This is a genomic window from Streptomyces sp. NPDC014894, from assembly GCF_043080985.1.
In the GTDB taxonomy this organism is placed as follows: domain Bacteria; phylum Actinomycetota; class Actinomycetes; order Streptomycetales; family Streptomycetaceae; genus Streptomyces.
Map to the genome: position 1 here is coordinate 457,252 of NZ_JBIBWD010000003.1, position 17,712 is coordinate 474,963.

At 72.6% G+C, this 17,712-nt stretch carries 16 protein-coding genes; 10 read left to right on the forward strand and 6 right to left on the reverse strand.

The genetic code is table 11. The features are described from left to right. The first annotated feature begins 55 nt into the window (after window positions 1-55). Window positions 56-871 carry an arylamine N-acetyltransferase gene (locus ACF089_RS09850; RefSeq protein ID WP_392024225.1) on the forward strand — a complete coding sequence of 272 codons (816 nt, stop codon included), beginning with the start codon at window positions 56-58 and terminating at the stop codon, window positions 869-871. Between the two features lie 49 nt (window positions 872-920). Here ACF089_RS09850 and ACF089_RS09855 read toward each other — a convergent pair whose 3' ends face one another. Beyond that, window positions 921-1,166 carry a hypothetical protein gene (locus ACF089_RS09855; protein ID WP_392024228.1) on the reverse strand — a complete coding sequence of 82 codons (246 nt, stop codon included), beginning with the start codon at window positions 1,164-1,166 and terminating at the stop codon, window positions 921-923. A 56-nt stretch (window positions 1,167-1,222) separates the two neighbouring features. Here ACF089_RS09855 and holA point away from each other — a divergent pair, with 56 nt between their 5' ends. Continuing rightward, entirely contained in the window at window positions 1,223-2,209 is a 987-nt protein-coding gene (holA, locus tag ACF089_RS09860) for a DNA polymerase III subunit delta (protein ID WP_392024230.1), read from the forward strand. Window positions 2,210-2,630: 421 nt separating this feature from the next. Here the strand turns inward: holA and rpsT are convergent, their stop codons facing one another. Next, entirely contained in the window at window positions 2,631-2,897 is a 267-nt protein-coding gene (rpsT, locus tag ACF089_RS09865) for a 30S ribosomal protein S20 (RefSeq protein ID WP_392024233.1), read from the reverse strand. Window positions 2,898-3,109: 212 nt separating this feature from the next. Between rpsT and lepA the strand changes: the two genes are divergently transcribed. From lepA to hemW, 3 genes are all read left to right on the forward strand, one after another. Beyond that, entirely contained in the window at window positions 3,110-4,978 is a 1,869-nt protein-coding gene (lepA, locus tag ACF089_RS09870; protein ID WP_392024235.1) for a translation elongation factor 4, read from the forward strand. Window positions 4,979-5,347: 369 nt separating this feature from the next. Next, window positions 5,348-7,237 carry an AMP-dependent synthetase/ligase gene (locus ACF089_RS09875; RefSeq protein WP_392024237.1) on the forward strand — a complete coding sequence of 630 codons (1,890 nt, stop codon included), beginning with the start codon at window positions 5,348-5,350 and terminating at the stop codon, window positions 7,235-7,237. A 134-nt stretch (window positions 7,238-7,371) separates the two neighbouring features. Further along, window positions 7,372-8,604, forward strand: a complete 1,233-nt coding sequence (gene hemW / locus ACF089_RS09880; protein ID WP_392024239.1) for a radical SAM family heme chaperone HemW — start codon at window positions 7,372-7,374, stop codon at window positions 8,602-8,604. A 157-nt stretch (window positions 8,605-8,761) separates the two neighbouring features. Here the strand turns inward: hemW and ACF089_RS09885 are convergent, their stop codons facing one another. The 3 genes from ACF089_RS09885 to ACF089_RS09895 form a co-directional block, all read right to left on the reverse strand. After that, window positions 8,762-9,802, reverse strand: a complete 1,041-nt coding sequence (locus ACF089_RS09885) for a hypothetical protein (protein WP_392024242.1) — start codon at window positions 9,800-9,802, stop codon at window positions 8,762-8,764. 501 nt (window positions 9,803-10,303) lie between these two features. Beyond that, window positions 10,304-11,107, reverse strand: coding sequence for a DUF3097 domain-containing protein (locus ACF089_RS09890; protein WP_392024243.1), 804 nt, complete (start codon window positions 11,105-11,107; stop codon window positions 10,304-10,306). A gap of 9 nt (window positions 11,108-11,116) precedes the next feature. Further along, window positions 11,117-11,842, reverse strand: coding sequence for an MBL fold metallo-hydrolase (locus tag ACF089_RS09895; protein ID WP_392024244.1), 726 nt, complete (start codon window positions 11,840-11,842; stop codon window positions 11,117-11,119). Between the two features lie 177 nt (window positions 11,843-12,019). Between ACF089_RS09895 and hrcA the strand changes: the two genes are divergently transcribed. From hrcA to ACF089_RS09915, 4 genes are all read left to right on the forward strand, one after another. After that, window positions 12,020-13,045, forward strand: a complete 1,026-nt coding sequence (hrcA, locus tag ACF089_RS09900; protein ID WP_392024777.1) for a heat-inducible transcriptional repressor HrcA — start codon at window positions 12,020-12,022, stop codon at window positions 13,043-13,045. Beyond that, a complete protein-coding gene (dnaJ, locus tag ACF089_RS09905) occupies window positions 13,046-14,182 on the forward strand; it encodes a molecular chaperone DnaJ (RefSeq protein WP_392024246.1) in 1,137 nt (378 codons plus the stop codon). 382 nt (window positions 14,183-14,564) lie between these two features. After that, complete coding sequence (locus tag ACF089_RS09910; protein WP_392024249.1) at window positions 14,565-15,635, forward strand: nitronate monooxygenase; 1,071 nt, start codon at window positions 14,565-14,567, stop codon at window positions 15,633-15,635. Further along, entirely contained in the window at window positions 15,635-16,378 is a 744-nt protein-coding gene (locus ACF089_RS09915; protein WP_392024251.1) for a 16S rRNA (uracil(1498)-N(3))-methyltransferase, read from the forward strand. Before ACF089_RS09910 ends, ACF089_RS09915 begins: the two co-directional genes overlap by 1 nt. Window positions 16,379-16,487: 109 nt before the next feature. Here ACF089_RS09915 and ACF089_RS09920 read toward each other — a convergent pair whose 3' ends face one another. Then, on the reverse strand, window positions 16,488-16,871 hold the full coding sequence (locus ACF089_RS09920; protein WP_392024253.1) for a hypothetical protein: 384 nt from the start codon (window positions 16,869-16,871) through the stop codon (window positions 16,488-16,490). 75 nt (window positions 16,872-16,946) lie between these two features. Here ACF089_RS09920 and ACF089_RS09925 point away from each other — a divergent pair, with 75 nt between their 5' ends. Further along, window positions 16,947-17,519, forward strand: a complete 573-nt coding sequence (locus ACF089_RS09925; RefSeq protein WP_392024256.1) for a hypothetical protein — start codon at window positions 16,947-16,949, stop codon at window positions 17,517-17,519. Window positions 17,520-17,712 lie beyond the last annotated feature (193 nt).

Genomic DNA, 17,712 nt, shown 5'->3' on the forward strand with positions numbered 1-17,712 from the left:
GCCCTAGGACCAGCGGTGCATGGCGCGGGTCCGCCGCCGCGCCCACACTGGGGCCATGGACGCCTACCTTCGCCGTATCGGAGCCGAGCGCCCGCGCCGCGCCGACCACGCCGCGCTCCGGGAGCTGCAGGAGCGCCATCTCCTGGCGGTTCCGTTCGAGAATCTCTCGGTCCATTTGGGCGAGGAGATCGTCCTGGAGGAGAAGGCGCTCCTCGCCAAGGTGGTCGAGGGCGGGCGCGGCGGCTTCTGCTACGAACTGGGCGGCGCGTTCGCCGCGTTGCTGCGGGATGTCGGGTTCACCGTCAGCCTGCTCCAGGCCCGGGTCCACGACGGGGCCGGCGGAATCGGCATCCCCTACGACCATCTCGCCCTGCTGGTGGAGACGGAGGCGGGTACGGCGGGGACGGTGGAGCCCGGGGCCGGTGGGCGATGGCTGGTCGATGTGGGCTTCGGTGAGAACTCCCGCCATCCGCTGGACTTCGACGCGCGCGGCGACCAGCCCGATCCCGCGGGGACCTTCCGGATCGTCGAGACCGAGCACGGGGATCTCGATCTGTACCGGGACGGGAAGCCGCAGTACCGCATGGAGACCAGGCCGCGCGTGCTGGAGGACTTCCGGGCGGGCGCCCGGTGGCACAGCACCGCCCCCGAGTCGCCCTTCCTCAAGTCCCTGGTCTGCTCGAAGCTCACCGCGGACGGCCGGATCACGCTCAGCGGCAGCAAGCTCGTCCGCACCGGGCCCGGCGGACGCCGGGAGGAGCCGCTCGCGGACGACGCCGCGGTGCTCGCCGCCTACCGCGACCACTTCGGGCTCCGGCTCGACCGGCTGCCGCCCGATCCGCGGGCCGGCCGGGGCCGGGCGGAGGTCTGACCGGCCCCGGCCGGCCGGGACCGCCGGCGCGACGGTCCGGGCGGGCGGGTCAGGGGGCCTCCAGCCATCCCTCGTACTCGTCGGCGAAGGCGTCCAGGGCCGCCGGGTCGAGCCGGGCGGCCGGGTCCTCCACCACGACCAGCCACTGGGCGTCCTCGGCGTCGTCCTCGCCGGCCAGCGCGTCCCGTACGAGCTGGGGCTCCTCGGTCACGCCGAAGCGGTCGGCCAGCTCCCGCGCCACCTCCTCCGCGGCGTCGCGGTCGGGCAGCACCAATACATGTCGTCCATCGCTCACCCGCCCATTCTCCGGCACGGGAAGGGGTGTCAGCGGCCCATGGGATGCTGGACGCGATGGCCACCAGGAAGAATTCGACCGACGATCCGCTCGCCCCCGTCACGCTCGCCGTGGGCCAGGAGGATCTGCTTCTCGACCGCGCGGTGCAGCAGGTGGTGGCGGCGGCGCGCGCCGCCGACGCCGACACGGATGTGCGCGATCTCACCGCTGACCAGCTCCAGCCCGGCACCCTCGCCGAGCTGACGAGCCCGTCGCTCTTCGCCGAGCGCAAAGTCGTGATCGTGCGGAACGCCCAGGATCTCTCCGCCGACACGATCAAGGACGTCAAGGGCTATCTCGCCGCTCCGGTGGAGGAGATCACCCTCGTCCTGCTCCACCCCGGGGGCGCGAAGGGCAAGGGGCTGCTGGACGCGGCCCGCAAGGCCGGCGCGCGTGAGGTCGCCTGCCCGAAGACGACCAAGCCGGCCGAGCGGCTCACCTTCGTCCGGTCCGAGTTCCGGACGCTGGGCCGGTCCGCCACTCCGGAGGCGTGCCAGGCGCTGGTGGACTCCATCGGCAGTGATCTGCGGGAGCTGGCCGGCGCGGTGTCGCAGCTCGCGGCGGATGTGGAGGGCACGATCGACGAGGCCGTCGTCGGGCGCTACTACACGGGCCGGGCGGAGGCGTCCAGCTTCACCGTCGCCGACCGCGCGGTGGAGGGGCGGACGGCGGAGGCGCTGGAGGCGCTGCGGTGGTCGCTGTCGACCGGGGTCGCGCCCGTGCTGATCACCAGTGCGCTGGCGCAGGGGGTGCGGGCGATCGGGAAGCTCTCCTCGGCGCGCGGGGGCAGGCCGGCGGATCTGGCGCGGGAGCTGGGGATGCCGCCCTGGAAGATCGACAGGGTGCGGCAGCAGATGCGGGGGTGGACGCCGGACGGGGTGGCGGTGGCGTTGCGGGCGGTGGCGGAGGCGGATGCGGGGGTGAAGGGGGGCGGGGATGATCCGGAGTACGCGTTGGAGAAGGCGGTCGTCGCGGTCGCCCGGGCCGCGAGGGCTCGGCGCTGATCCCGGCGGGGGGCCGGGGGTGCGCGGCCTCCCGCGAGGGCCCGGGTCGTGGTCGGGGGCGCTGCCCCCGAGCCCCTGCTCCTCAATCGCCGGAGGGGCTGGGTATGCCTCGACCCGGTGGGCTGGATGTGTCTCCCCCCGGAGGAGCGCTGGAGGCGGCGCATACCGAAGGCCCCGAGCCGGGGCCGTGTCCTGGGGAAGGACAAGGGGGGTTCGGGGCCTTGGTGAGGTGGTGCGGTGGTGCGGTGGACTCGCACCCGCGTGGCGAACGCAGGTCCAAGTGCGAGTCCGGAGGGATGCCGGTCGGGGAGCGGAGAGAGAGGGCCCGCTCGGGTCCGTCCGGCGATCAAGTCGTCCGGCGGTTCACCCGCGAAGGGTGGGGCCGGGGTCCGGGGTCGCCCCCGGGGTCACAGCGGAGTGCTCAGCCCTGGAGGGAGACCAGCTTGGACGCCAGCGCCGACTTCTTGTTGGCGGCGGCGTTCTTGTGGATGACACCCTTCGAGACAGCCTTGTCGAGCTTGCGGGTGGCCTCGCGAGTGGCCACGGTGGCCTTCTCGACGTCGCCCGCGGCAGCGGCCTCACGGGCCTTGCGGATAGCGGTCTTGAGCGACGACTTGACGGCCTTGTTGCGCAGGCGCGCCTTCTCGTTGGTCTTGTTCCGCTTGATCTGGGACTTGATGTTCGCCACGAAAGAGCCTTCTCAGGTTCGATTGATCTTCGATGAGCGTCTCGAGCGTCATGGACTGATCCACGACATGAGACACAGCTAGCCAGGCTACCAGCAGCATTCCCGGCGGCCCAAACCGGCCGCAGTCCCTCACCCGTGGGACGATAGGGGCTACGTATCGATCCGCCATCGCCCAGACGAGACGCCCGGCGTCTCAAGAATCAGGACCTTGCGTGCCCGCGACTCCTTCCAACGTGCCCGAGCCGAGCCGTACAGACCCGGCGCTGATCCGCAATTTCTGCATCATCGCGCACATCGACCACGGCAAGTCCACGCTCGCCGACCGGATGCTCCAGCTGACCGGTGTGGTCGACCAGCGGCAGATGCGTGCTCAGTATCTCGACCGGATGGACATCGAGCGTGAGCGCGGCATCACGATCAAGTCCCAGGCGGTCCGGCTGCCCTGGGCACCCACGGAGGGCGACGGCCGGGGCACGACCCACATCCTGAACATGATCGACACCCCGGGGCACGTGGACTTCACCTATGAGGTCTCCCGTTCCCTGGCCGCCTGCGAGGGCACGATCCTGCTCGTGGACGCGGCCCAGGGCATCGAGGCGCAGACCCTCGCCAATCTCTATCTGGCGATGGAGAACGACCTCGCCATCGTCCCGGTCCTCAACAAGATCGACCTGCCGGCCGCCCAGCCGGAGAAGTTCGCCGAGGAGCTGGCGAACCTCGTCGGCTGCGACCCGGACGATGTGCTGAAGGTCTCGGCGAAGACAGGTCTCGGCGTCGAGGCGCTGCTCGACCGTGTGGTGCGCGAGGTCCCCGCCCCCGTCGGCGTCGCCGACGCGCCCGCCCGCGCCATGATCTTCGACTCGGTCTACGACTCCTACCGGGGCGTCGTGACCTATGTGCGAGTGATCGACGGCAAGCTCGGCAAGCGCGAGCGGATCCGGATGATGTCCACCGGGGCCACCCACGAGCTGCTGGAGATCGGCACCAACTCGCCCGAGATGCTCCCGGCCGACGGCCTGGGCGTCGGCGAGGTCGGCTATCTGATCACCGGGGTGAAGGACGTCCGCCAGTCCAAGGTCGGCGACACCATCACCCAGCAGCACAAGGGGGCCACCGAGGCGCTCGGCGGCTACAAGGACCCCAAGCCGATGGTGTTCTCCGGCCTCTATCCGCTGGACGGCTCGGACTACCCCGAGCTGCGCGACGCCCTCGACAAGCTCCAGCTCAACGACGCCGCGCTGGTCTACGAGCCGGAGACCTCCGCCGCGCTCGGCTTCGGCTTCCGCGTCGGCTTCCTCGGGCTGCTGCACCTGGATGTGATCCGGGAGCGGCTGGAGCGCGAATTCGGCCTCGACCTGATCGCCACCGCGCCCAACGTGGTCTACCGCGTCCTCATGGAGGACGGCGCCGAGCACACGGTGACCAATCCGAGCGAGTTCCCCGAGGGCAAGATCTCGGAGGTCTACGAGCCGGTGGTCCGGGCCACGATCCTCGCGCCCAGCGAGTTCATCGGCGCGATCATGGAGCTGTGCCAGACCCGCCGGGGCACCCTCATCGGGATGGACTACCTCTCCGAGGACCGGGTCGAGATCCGCTACACCCTCCCGCTCGCGGAGATCGTCTTCGACTTCTTCGACCAGCTGAAGTCCAAGACCCGCGGCTATGCCTCGCTCGACTACGAGCCCATCGGCGAGCAGACGTCCAGCCTGGTCAAGGTGGACATCCTGCTCCACGGCGACAAGGTCGACGCCTTCTCCGCGATCACCCACAAGGACGCGGCGTACGCGTACGGGGTGCGGCTCGTGGCCAAGCTGCGCGAGCTGATCCCCCGGCAGGCGTTCGAGGTGCCGATCCAGGCCGCCATCGGCTCCCGGGTCATCGCCCGCGAGACCATCCGCGCCATCCGCAAGGACGTCCTCGCCAAGTGCTACGGCGGTGACATCTCCCGTAAGCGGAAGCTGCTGGAGAAGCAGAAGGAGGGCAAGAAGCGGATGAAGATGGTCGGCAGCGTGGAGGTGCCGCAGGACGCCTTCATCGCCGTTCTCTCCAGCGACGAGAGCGGCGGCAAGAACAAGAAGTAGCGGAGTGCCGGCCGGCCCCGGACCTCCGGAGCCGCCCGGCCCCGGAATCCAGAGCCGCCCGGCCCCGGAGCGCCCCGCGCCGCTCCGGAAGCCCCGCGCCGCCCCCGGATCCCTGGGCGGCGCCGGGCCCGCCGCGCCCTCCCCGTACGCGTACGAAAAAGCGCCCGCCCCACCCCCGGAGCGGGCGCTTTCGCCGTCCGCACCCGGCCTGAGCTGCCCCCTCCCGGCCGTACCCTTCGTTATCAAGCGGCAGCCCGCATCCTCTTACGCACTGGCAGAGTGGCCTCTACTCTGATCACGGCTCGATGGTTACTCGCCAGTTAAAGAACCAGCCCGTCGTGCAGTGCTGCCGCAGGCCCGGAGGACATCGTGAGCGACACACAGACCCAGATCGAGAACCGGCCGCCCTCGGTGGCGACCCTCTTCACCGAGCGCGTCGCGGCCACCCCGGACGCCGAGGCCTTCCGCTATCCCGTGCCGCCCGCCTCCGGCCGGGGCCCCGACGACTGGGCGTCGCTCAGCTGGGCGGAGACCGCCGCACGGGTCTACGCCGTCGCCGCCGGTCTGATCGGGCTCGGGATCGAACCCGAGGACCGGGTCGCCCTGCTCTCCGCCACCCGCGTCGAGTGGATCCTCGCCGACCTCGGGGTGATGTGCGCGGGCGGCGCGACCACGACGATCTATCCGTCCACCAACGCCGAGGAATCGGCGTACATCCTCTCCGACTCCGGCAGCCGGATCCTCATCGCCGAGGACGCCGCCCAGCTCGCCAAGGCGCGCGAGCGCCGCGCCGGACTGCCCGAGCTGCGGCATGTCGTCGTCATCGACGGCGCGGGCGTCGCCGCCGAGGAGGGCGACCCCGAGGGATGGGTGCTCACCCTCGACGACCTGGAGCGACGCGGGGCCGCCCGGCTGCTGGAGGAGCCCGGCCTCGTCACCGGACGGATCGGCGCGATCACCGCCGAACAGCTGGCCACGCTGATCTACACCTCCGGCACCACCGGCCGCCCCAAGGGCGTACGGCTGCGCCACGACAACTGGTCGTACATGGCGAAGGCCATCGCCGCGACCGGGCTGATCTCCCGGGAGGACGTCCAGTACCTCTGGCTGCCGCTCGCCCACGTCTTCGGCAAGGTGCTCACCTCCGGACAGATCGAGCTGGGACACGTCACCGCGGTCGACGGCCGTATCGACAAGATCATCGAGAATCTGCCGGTCGTCCGGCCAACCTACATGGCCGCCGTGCCGCGCATCTTCGAGAAGGTCTACAACGGCGTCGCCGCCAAGGCCCGGGCCGGCGGCCCCGCGAAGTACAAGATCTTCCAGTGGGCGGCCGGGGTCTCCCGCGAGTACGCCAAGGCCGCCCAGGACAACTTCCGCCGCACCGGGACCGCCTCCGCGCCCTTCGCGCTGACCGCCAAGCACAAGGTCGCCGACGCGCTGGTCTACGCCAAGCTCCGCGAGGCCTTCGGCGGCCGGTTGCGCGCCGCCGTCTCCGGCTCCGCCGCCCTCTCGCCCGAGATCGGCTACTTCTTCGCGGGCGCCGGGATCCACATCTTGGAGGGGTACGGACTGACCGAGTCCAGCGCCGCGTCCTTCGTCAATCCCGGCGAGGCCTATCGCACCGGCACCGTCGGCAAGCCGCTGCCCGGCACCGAGGTCCGGATCGCCGACGACGGCGAGGTGCTGCTGCGCGGCCCGGGGATCATGGAGGGCTACCACGGCCTCCCCGACAAGACCGCCGAGGTGCTGGAGGCGGACGGCTGGCTGCACACCGGGGACATCGGCGAACTCTCCCCCGACGGCTATCTGCGGATCACCGACCGCAAGAAGGACCTGATCAAGACCTCCGGCGGAAAGTACATCGCGCCGACCGAGGTGGAGATCCAGTTCAAGGCGGTCTGTCCGTTCGTCTCCAACATCATCGTCATCGGCGCGGACCGCAACTACTGCACCGCGCTGATCGCGCTGGACGAACCGGCGATCCTCGGCTGGGCGAAGGACCACGGTCTGGCGGGCCGGTCGTACGCCCAGGTGATCGCCGCCCCAGCGACCCAGGAGCTGATCCAGGGGCAGGTCGACCGGCTGAACGACGGGCTCCAGCGCTGGCAGACGGTCAAGAAGTTCCGGCTGCTGCCCCGGGACCTCGATGTGGAGCACGGCGATCTGACGCCCAGCCTCAAGCTGAAGCGGCCGGCCGTCGAGCGTGAGTTCAAGCACCTGATCGAGGAGATGTACGAGGGGGCGAGGGAGGCGTAGCGGCGGAAATCGCCCCGCGGGCGGCCTCCCGCCCCACCCCCAGGACTGTCCGTCACCGGTCACGGCACCGCTCACCGTGCCCGGTGACGGACACACGGCACGGCCCCCGCGCCCGGTGACGGACAATGGGGGACATGCCTTCCGTACTGCCCGACGGCGAGTCCGTGCCCGAGGACGGGTCGCTCCCGGCCTCCGCCCTGCACGGAGCCGGTGACCGGCCGCTCGCCTTCTATCTGCATGTTCCGTACTGCGCCACGCGCTGCGGCTACTGCGACTTCAACACCTACACGGCCACCGAGCTGCGCGGCTCGGGCGGTGTGCTGGCCTCCCGCGACAATTACGCCGCCACCCTCGCCGAGGAGGTCCGGCTCGCCCGCAAGGTGCTGGGCGACGATCCCCGCCAGGTGCGCACGGTCTTCGTCGGCGGCGGTACGCCGACGCTGCTGGCCGCCGCCGACCTGGTGGCGATGCTGGCGGCGGTCCGGGAGGAGTTCGGCTTCGCGGAGGGCGCGGAGATCACCACCGAGGCCAATCCGGAGTCGGTGAATCCGGAGTATCTGGAGGAGCTGCGGGCCGGCGGCTTCAACCGGATCTCCTTCGGCATGCAGAGCGCCCGCCCGCATGTGCTGAAGGTGCTCGACCGCAATCACACCCCCGGCCGGCCCGAGGCGTGTGTCGCCGAGGCGCGCGCGGCCGGATTCGATCATGTGAATCTGGACCTGATCTACGGCACGCCGGGGGAGAGCGACGACGACTGGCGCGCCTCGCTGGCGGCGGCGGTGGCCGCCGGGCCCGACCACATCTCGGCGTACGCGCTGATCGTGGAGGAGGGCACCCAGCTGGCCCGCCGCATCCGGCGCGGCGAGGTGCCGATGACCGACGACGACGTCCACGCGGACCGCTATCTGATCGCGGACTCCGTGCTCGCGGACGCGGGCTACTCCTGGTACGAGGTCTCCAACTGGGCCACGTCGGACGCCGGGCGCTGTCTCCACAACGAGCTGTACTGGCGGGGCGCGGACTGGTGGGGCGCGGGCCCGGGGGCGCACAGCCATGTGGGCGGGGTGCGCTGGTGGAATGTGAAGCACCCCGGCGCGTACGCGGCGGCGCTGGCCGAGGGCCGCTCCCCGGGCGCGGGCCGGGAGCTGCTGCCGGCGGAGGACCGCCGGGTGGAGCGGATCCTGCTGGAGCTGAGGCTGCGGGAGGGCGTGCCGCTCACCCTGCTGAAGCCGGCCGGTCTGGCGGCCTCCCGCCGCGCCCTCGCGGACGGGCTGCTGGAGGAGTCGGCGTACGCACAGGGGTACGGGGTGCTGACGCTGCGCGGCCGGCTGCTGGCGGACGCGGTGGTGCGCGACCTGGTGGACTGAACGGCGTCCGGGCGGGCCGAGGGGCGCCCGGGCCGAGGGGCGCCCGGGCCGAGTGAGGCCCTGGCCGTGGGGCGCCCGGGCTCTGAGACGCCCGGGCTCTGAGACGCCCGGGCCGTACCCGCCTGAACCGGCCCCGCGAGGGAATCGCCGTCCCCGGCTACAGGCCCGACAGGCTGCCGCCGCGGGCCGCCCAGCTCGCCGTCCATCCGTTGTTGGCCGAGGTCTGCCATTTGTGCCACAGCGCGTTGTCGAAGCTGAGGTGGAGCGATTCCAGCCGCCCGTCGGCGTTGCGCCCGAGGACGGGGTCGGTCGCGAGCAGCCCGCCGTGGGCCTGCCAGTCGCCCCAGGGCCCGTTGGGCACCTGCTGCTCGGCCCGCCATCCGCCCAGGTCGCTCCCCCGGGCGAAGACGACCAGCCGCCCGTCGGCCTCCTGGAAGACGGCGGGCACGCCGATCCGGGGCCCGCCGCGATTGGCCCAGTTCGGGTGCCAGCCGCCGCCCGGCGTGGTCTGCCAGATGTGGCGCAGGGTGTTGTCGGGGGCCTTGGCGAAGACCTCCAGCCGGCCGTCCTTGTTGGCGAACACCGCCGGGTCGGCCCGCAGATCGCCGCCGCGCGAGGCCCAGCTCCTGGTCCACGCCCCGTCGGGCGCGGTCTGCCACAGATGCCACAGGGCGTCGTCGCCGCCGCGTACGAAGACCTCCAGCCGCCCGTCCCGGTTCTGGAAGACCGCCGGACAGCCGCGCAGCACCCCGCCCCGGGAGATCCACCGCTCGTGCCAGTCGCCGCCGGGCGTGGTCTGCCAGATGTGCCAGAGCGCGTTGTCCTCGCCCCGGGCGAAGACCTCCAGCCGGCCCCCGGCGCTCTGGAACACCGCGACCCGCCGCCCCAGGATCCGCTGATCGCCCAGGGCCCGCCAGGACGTCGTCCAGCTGCCGCCCGGCTTCTGCTGCCACAGATGCCACACCCGGCCGTCGACGCCTCCGGCGAAGACCTCCAGCCGTCCGTCCGCGTTGCGGAAGACCGTGGGGGAGGTGGTCAGCGCGCCGCCCCGGCTGGCCCAGTCCCCGGTCCACGCGCCGCCGGGCTCGGTCTGCCAGATGTGCCAGAGGGCGCGGTCCGAACCGGTGGCGAACACCTCGAGGCGGTCGTCCGCGTTGCGGGCGGCGCGGATGCTCGCGAGGCCGGGGTCGAGAGCCATGGCGGTCCTCCTCAGTCTGCGGGGCGGCCGGGGAACGGGCGCACGCCCGCTGCACAGGGTACGCACGCTGTCGCAGAGAGGAGTTGTCCACGGTCGGCGGCCCTTACACGACAGGACCGATTAACGACTCAAAGTCGCAATACTGACCGGAAGGAGACTTATTCACATATTCATCCCGCCTGGGGAGTGTTGCGACGGCCGCTCGGCGGCGGGCAACGGCGCTCATCGGTGGGCGGAAACGGTCAGCGGAAGGCGAATGGGAGACAGAGGCGGGCAGGAACTGGCAGGGGACGGCAGCCCCGGTCATACCGCGGTCCGCCGGCGCTCACCCCCGGTCCCCGGCCCCCGCCGACCACCCGCCCGGAGCCCGTACCGCCCCGACCGCCCACCGGGAGCGGACCGCCCGCGCGCCGGGAACCCCGGTCGCCCACCGGTCGCCGCCCGGTCGCCGCCCGGTCGCCGCCCGACCGCCCGCCGGGAGCCCCGACCGCCCACCGGCCGTCATTCCGCGGTCACAAAATCGATCAGCTCTTCCACCCGCCCCAGCAGCGCGGGCTCCAGATCCCGGTACGAGCCCACCCGCGACAGGATGTGCTGCCAGGCCGCGCCCGTGTTCGGGGGCCAGCCCAGCGCCCGGCACACCCCCGTCTTCCAGTCCTCGCCGTGCGGAATCCGCGGCCACGCCGCGATCCCCAGGGACGACGGCTTCACCGCCTCCCAGACGTCGATGTAGGGATGGCCCACCACCAGCACGTCGTCGCCGGTCACCGTCGCCGCGATCCGGGACTCCTTGGAGCCCGGCACCAGATGGTCCACCAGCACCCCGAGCCGGGCGTCCGGCCCCGGGTCGAACTCGTCGACGACGGCGGGCAGATCGTCGATCCCCTCCAGATACTCGACCACCACCCCCTCGATCCGCAGATCGTCCCCCCAGACCCGCTCCACCAGCTCCGCGTCGTGTCTGCCCTCGACATAGATCCGGCCCGCCCGCGCCACCCGCGCCCGCGCGCCCGGGACCGCGACGGACCCCGAGGCGGTGCGCGTCGCTCCGGCGGCGGCGGACCGCACCGGCCGGACGAGGGTCACCGTCCGGCCCTCCAGCAGAAAGCCCCGGGGAGCCAGCGGGAAGACCCGGCGCCGGCCGAAGCGGTCCTCCAGCGTCACCGTCCCCGCCTCACAGCCGGTCACCGCGCCGCAGAAGCCCGTGGCGACCTCCTCCACGACCAGATCGGGATCGGCCGGCACCTCGGGCGCCGGGGCCGACTTCTTCCAGGGCGGGGTCAGATCGGGGCTGTAGCTGCGCATCCGGCGACGCTACGACACCGGGAACCGCTCCGCCAGCGCATCCCGCTGGGCGCGTACGAACGCCGCGCCGACCACCGCGCCGTGCCCCGGCACGTACAGCGCGTCCTCGCCGCCGAGCGCCAGCAGCCGGTCCAGCGCCGCCGGCCAGCGCGCGCCCATCGCGTCCGGGCCCGCCTGCGGTTCGCCCGACTCCTCCACCAGATCGCCGCAGAAGACCACCTCCGGCCGGCCCGGGACCAGGGCGGCCAGATCGTGCCCGGTGTGCCCCGGGCCCACGTTCGCCAGCAGCACCCGGCAGCCGCCGCCCAGATCCAGGGTCAGCTCCCCGCTGACCGGGTGCTCCGGGGCGACCAGCACATCGGCGGCCAGGGCCGCGTCCCGTTCGGCGACCCCGTGGCGCACCGCGTCCGCGCGCAGCGCCTCCCGCTCCCGCCGCAGCAGCGCGTCGACGCCCACCGCGCCGTACACCGAGGCCCCCGCGAAGGCCGCCGTCCCCATCACATGGTCGAAATGGGGATGGCTGAGTGCGACATGCGTCACCCGGCGGCCGCCCAGCAGGGCCTGCGCCTGGGTGCGCAGCGCGGCCCCTTCGCGGAGCGTGGAGCCCGTGTCGTACAGCAGCGCGCCCTCCGTGCCGACGATCAGTCCGCAGGTGGCGTCCCAGCCGGGCAGCCTGCGCCTGCCCACTCCGTCGGCCAGTCGTTCCCAGCCGTGGTCTTCCCAACGCACGTTCATACCGGGACGCTACTGGCAACGCCCCGAGCGGGGCACGCGGTACCGTGGCCGGTCGCCCTTGCCCAGGGCGTACCCCACGGCCGTACACTGGCACGGAGAAATTTTGGCACTCGAACGGGGTGAGTGCCAGGCAGTGACCGAAGAACCACCGAGGGAACACAGCTGGAGGTGTGCGCGATGCTCAGCGAACGCAGACTCGAGGTGCTGCGCGCCATCGTCCAGGACTATGTGGGCACCGAGGAGCCCGTCGGTTCCAAGGCCCTCACCGAGCGGCACCGGCTCGGCGTCTCCCCGGCGACCGTCCGCAATGACATGGCCGTGCTGGAGGAGGAGGGCTTCATCGCCCAGCCGCACACCAGCGCGGGGCGCATCCCCACGGACAAGGGCTATCGCCTCTTCGTGGACCGGCTGGCCGGGGTCAAGCCCCTCTCCTCGGCCGAGCGCCGCGCGATCCAGAGCTTTCTGGACGGCGCGGTGGACCTGGACGACGTCGTCGGCCGTACGGTACGGCTGCTCGCGCAGCTGACCCGGCAGGTCGCCGTCGTCCAGTACCCCTCGCTCACCCGGTCCACCGTCCGGCACGTGGAGCTGCTCTCCCTCGCGCCGGCGCGGCTGATGCTGGTGCTGATCACGGACACCGGCCGGGTCGAGCAGCGCATGATCGACTGCCCGGCGCCCTTCGGGGACACCTCGCTCGCGGATCTGCGGGCGCGGCTGAACAGCCGGGTCGTCGGACGCCGCTTCTCGGACGTCCCGCAGCTGGTGCAGGATCTCGCCGACTCCTTCGACCCCGAGGACCGGGGTACGGTCACCACCGTGCTCTCCACTCTGCTGGAGACCCTGGTCGAGGAGACCGAGGAGCGGCTGGTGATCGGCGGCACCGCCAATCTCACTCGCTTCGGGCACGATTTCCCGCTCACCATCCGGCCCGTGCTGGAGGCGCTGGAGGAGCATGTGGTGCTCCTCAAGCTGCTCGGTGAGGCGAAGGAGTCGGGCGGTATGGGCATGACCGTCCGTATTGGTCATGAGAACGCCCATGAAGGGCTCAACTCCACCTCCGTGGTCGCCGTCGGCTACGGTTCGGGCGACGAGGCAGTCGCCAAACTCGGCGTGGTCGGACCGACCCGCATGGACTACCCCGGAACGATGGGAGCGGTACGCGCAGTGGCACGTTACGTCGGACAGATCCTGGCGGAGTCGTAAGTGGCCACGGACTACTACGCCGTACTCGGCGTGCGCCGCGACGCATCGCAGGACGAGATCAAGAAGGCCTTCCGGCGGCTCGCACGCGAGCTGCATCCGGACGTCAATCCGGACCCGAAGACCCAGGAGCGGTTCAAGGAGATCAACGCCGCTTACGAGGTGCTCTCCGACCCGCAGAAGAAGCAGGTCTACGACCTCGGCGGGGATCCGCTGTCGCAGGCCGGCGGCGCGGGCGCGGGCGGCTTCGGAGCCGGCGGCTTCGGGAACTTCTCGGACATCATGGACGCGTTCTTCGGGACGGCGTCCCAGCGCGGGCCCCGGTCGCGGACGCGGCGCGGCCAGGACGCGATGATCCGTCTGGAGATCGACCTCAGCGAGTCCGCCTTCGGTACCACGAAGGAGATCCAGGTCGACACCGCTGTGGTCTGTACGACCTGCAGCGGCGAGGGCGCGGCGCCGGGCACCTCGGCGCAGACCTGCGACATGTGCCGCGGCCGCGGTGAGGTCTCGCAGGTGACCCGGTCCTTCCTGGGCCAGGTCATGACCTCGCGGCCGTGCCCCCAGTGCCAGGGCTTCGGGACGGTCGTCCCGACCCCGTGCCCGGAGTGCGCGGGCGACGGACGGGTGCGTTCCCGCCGGACGCTGACTGTGAAGATCCCCGCCGGTGTCGACAACGGCACCCGGATCCAGCTCGCGGGCGAGGGCGAGGTCGGCCCCGGCGGCGGTCCCGCCGGCGATCTGTACGTCGAGATCCACGAGCTTCCGCACCCCGTCTTCCAGCGGCGCGGCGACGATCTCCATGTCACGGTGACCGTGCCGATGACGGCGGGCGCGCTGGGCACCAAGGTGCCGCTGGAGACCCTCGACGGCGTGGAGGAGGTCGACATCCGGCCGGGCACCCAGTCCGGGCAGTCGATCCCGCTGCACGGCAGAGGCGTCACCCATCTCCGGGGCGGCGGACGCGGCGATCTCATCGTGCACGTCGAGGTGATGACGCCCCAGAAGCTCGACGTCGAGCAGGAACGGCTGCTGCGCGAGCTGGCGAAACTGCGGGGCGAGGAGCGCCCGCTGGGCCAGTTCCAGCCCGGTCAGCAGGGGCTCTTCTCCCGGCTGAAGGACGCTTTCAACGGCCGCTGAGGCCGCTTGACGCGGGTATGGGGGGTACGGGGTTTCCCGTGCCCCCCTTTCCCGTGCCCTCGCGCTTCCCGTGCCCCGCGCTTCCCCCGCCCCCGGGCTCCCGCGCTCTCCGTGGGCGGGCCCGGGCTTCCGGGCGCGGGGTTCGGGTCCGGGGCCAACGGGACCCCGGCGCGCGGGCCTTGGCGGCCCGCCCGGGCCGCGCCGGGGTCCCGGCCGCGATACGCCGGAGCCCCGCCGCACCCTCGTTCGCGACCCGCCGGAGCCTCGCCCGGTCCTCGCCCGGACCTCACCCCGGCCCCGCCCGGGACCCGTCGGGGATCAGGGGCCCGCGCCCGGTCCCGCTCGATTCGGCGGCCCGGGGGCGACGTGGCACGATGCAAGCATGTCCTCCGCACTGACCGATCTCTGCCGGTATCCCATCGTGCAGGCCCCCATGGCGGGCGGCGCGTCGTGCCCGCAACTGGCCGCGGCCGTGTCCGAGGCGGGCGGACTCGGCTTCCTCGCCGCCGGGTACAAGACCGCGGGCGGCATGTACCAGGAGATCAAACAGATCCGGGGACTCACCGCACAGCCCTTCGGGGTCAATCTCTTCATGCCGCAGCGGGCGGCCGCCGACCCCGCCGCCATCGAGGTCTACCAGCAGCAGCTCGCGGGCGAGACCGCCTGGTACGAGACCCCGCTCGGCGACCCCGACTCCGACTCGGACGACGGCTACGAGGCGAAGCTCGCCATCCTCCGCGACGACCCGGTGCCCGTGGTCTCCTTCACCTTCGGCTGTCCCGACGCCGAGGTCCTGGAGTCCTTCGCCAAGGCCGGCACCCTCACCGTCGTCACCGTCACCACCCCCGAGGAGGCGCGCACCGCCCAGCTCGCGGGGGCGGACGCGCTCTGCGTCCAGGGCGTCGAGGCCGGCGGACACCGGGGGACCCACCGGGACGACCCCGCCGCCGACGGAGCCGGGATCGGACTGCTCACCCTGATCGCGCTGATCCGGGAGAGCGTGGACCTGCCGGTCATCGCCACCGGCGGACTGATGCGCGGCACCCAGATCGCCGCCGCGTTCGCGGCCGGGGCGAACGCCGCCCAGCTCGGCACCGCGTTCCTGGTCTGCCCCGAATCGGGCGCCCACACCCTGCACAAGCAGGCCATGACCAATCCGCTCTTCACCCGCACCGAGCTGACCCGGGCCTTCTCCGGGCGTCCCGCGCGCGGGCTGGTGAACCGTTTCATGCGTGAGCACGGGCCCTACGCCCCCGCCGCCTACCCCCAGGTGCACCATCTGACGAGCGGTCTGCGCAAGGCCGCCGCGAAAGCGGGAGACCCGCAGGGGATGTCCCTCTGGGCCGGTCAGGGCCACCGGATGGCGCGCGCCCTGCCCGCCGGGGAGCTGGTCGAGACGCTCGCCGCCGAAACGGACCGCGCCCGCGCCGAACTCGTCCCGGAGGACTCCTGATGACCGCTCCCGTCTTCGTCGTGGACTCGCTGGAGGGCGCGTCGCCCGGCGTCCCGCTCACCCTCGACGGCTCCGAGGGCCGGCACGCCGTCTCCGTACGGCGGCTGGAGCCCGGCGAGGACATCGTCCTGACGGACGGTCTGGGCCGGGGCGTCGCCGGGGTCGTCCTGCGGACGGAGGGGAAGGACCGGCTGATCGTGGAGGCCCGGGAGTTCCCGGTCGAGCCCGAGCCCCGGCCGCGTATCACCGTCGTCCAGGCGCTCCCCAAGGGCGACCGGGGCGAAGTCGCCGTCGAGACCATGACCGAGACCGGTGTGGACGCCGTCGTACCGTGGTCCGCCGCGCGCTGCATCACGCAGTGGAAGGGCGAGCGGGGGGCGAAGTCCCTCGCCAAGTGGCGGGCCACCGCGCGCGAGGCGGGCAAGCAGTCGCGCCGCCTCCGCTTCCCCGAGGTCGCCGAACCGGCCTCGACCAAGCAGGTCGCCGCCCTGCTCGCGGCGGCCGACTTCGCCGCCGTGCTCCATGAGGAGGGCGCGGAGCCGCTCGCCGCGGCTGAGCTTCCGGCGGACGGTTCGATCGTGCTGGTGGTGGGCCCCGAGGGCGGGGTCTCGCCCCAGGAGCTGGCGGTCTTCGCGGAGGCCGGGGCGAGGCCGTACCGGCTGGGGCGCACCGTGCTGCGCACCTCGACGGCGGGGACGGCGGGCGTCGCCCTGCTCCTCGGCCGCACCGGCCGCTGGTCGTGACCGGGACGGCCGGCCCCTGGGCCGGTCCGGTCCTGGCTCGCCCCGCAGGGCCCGGGCCGCGCGGATGGCCCCGGGCGACCTGACGTCGCCCCGCCCCGCGGCCTCGGCCTCAGCCGACCCGCGCGCCCGTGATCGCGTCGAAGAGCGGCCAGCCGTCCGTCTCGGCCGTCCCCTGCGGGGCGGGCAGCAGCCCGCGCTCCGTCGCCTCTGCGGCGAAACGCCGGACGACTCCCGGTTCGTAGAGATTCAGCCAGTTCTGTTCGCTGTCGCCGACCGTGCCGGACTCGGCGTAGCCGTCGGCCACGATCCGGCCGTGGCCTGCGCGGAAGGCGAGATCGAGACGGGGGACGGTGCCTTCGCGGCGTAAGGACAGGATCGTACGACAGTCGGGCCAACGACCGTCCTCGCCCGAGTGTTTGTGGCGAACCGTCCACATATAGACCGTGTCGGGGTTGATGACGAGCCTGCGGGGCCGGATCAGCTTCCTGGTCATCCCCGTCACCGTACGGGGGATGTGTGTCCGCAACCACTCTTTTACTGGCCGCCGCTCGGTGCCACGCTGCCGTTCATGAACGGCACGACCGGCGACAACAGCACCACGGCGAACGGCGCGAGACGCCTCCGCCCTCCCCTTCTGGCCGCCATCGGCGTCGCGGGCGCCGCGGCGATCGCCCTGACCGGCTGCGAACCGGCCTCCGACGCCGGACTCAGCTCCAGCTCCGTGGCCCTCACCACCGACCGCACCGCCACCAGCACCCTGGAACGCCTCGGCGTCGAGGTGCGCTGGTTCAGCTGTACGGCGAAGCTCGGCGACGGCGGCGGGGCGAGCGCCTCCCCGGCCCGGGGCGCGGACCGCGCCACCGTCGACTGTGAGGGCGAGACCGCCTCCCGCAGGCCGATCACCCTCCGGGGCACGGTCACCGACGAGCGGTCGGGCGACTGTGTGCGCGGCGACCTCACCGCGCGGATCGACGGCGAGACCGCGTTCGACGCGGACTTCCTCGGCGCCTGCGACAAGAGCGGCCCGTCGAGCCGCCCGCCGCGCGCCACCCCCTGGGGCGAACGCCCCCGGCCCGCCGCCACCGTGACCGTGACCGTGACACGGACCGTGACCGCCCCCGCGGAGGCCCGCGGCTCCTGATCCGGCCCGGCCCGCGCGCCCCGCCGGGGGTTCGGGCCCCGGCCGCTCGAACCCCGGTCCCCGCCGCCCGGAACCCCGGCCCCCGGCCGTCCCGAACCCCGGCCCCCGGCCGTCCCGAACCCCGGCCCCCTGATCCGGCGAAGCCCTGTTCCCCCAAAGCCCTGTTCCCGCCGTACTGACCTGCCTAGGGTGA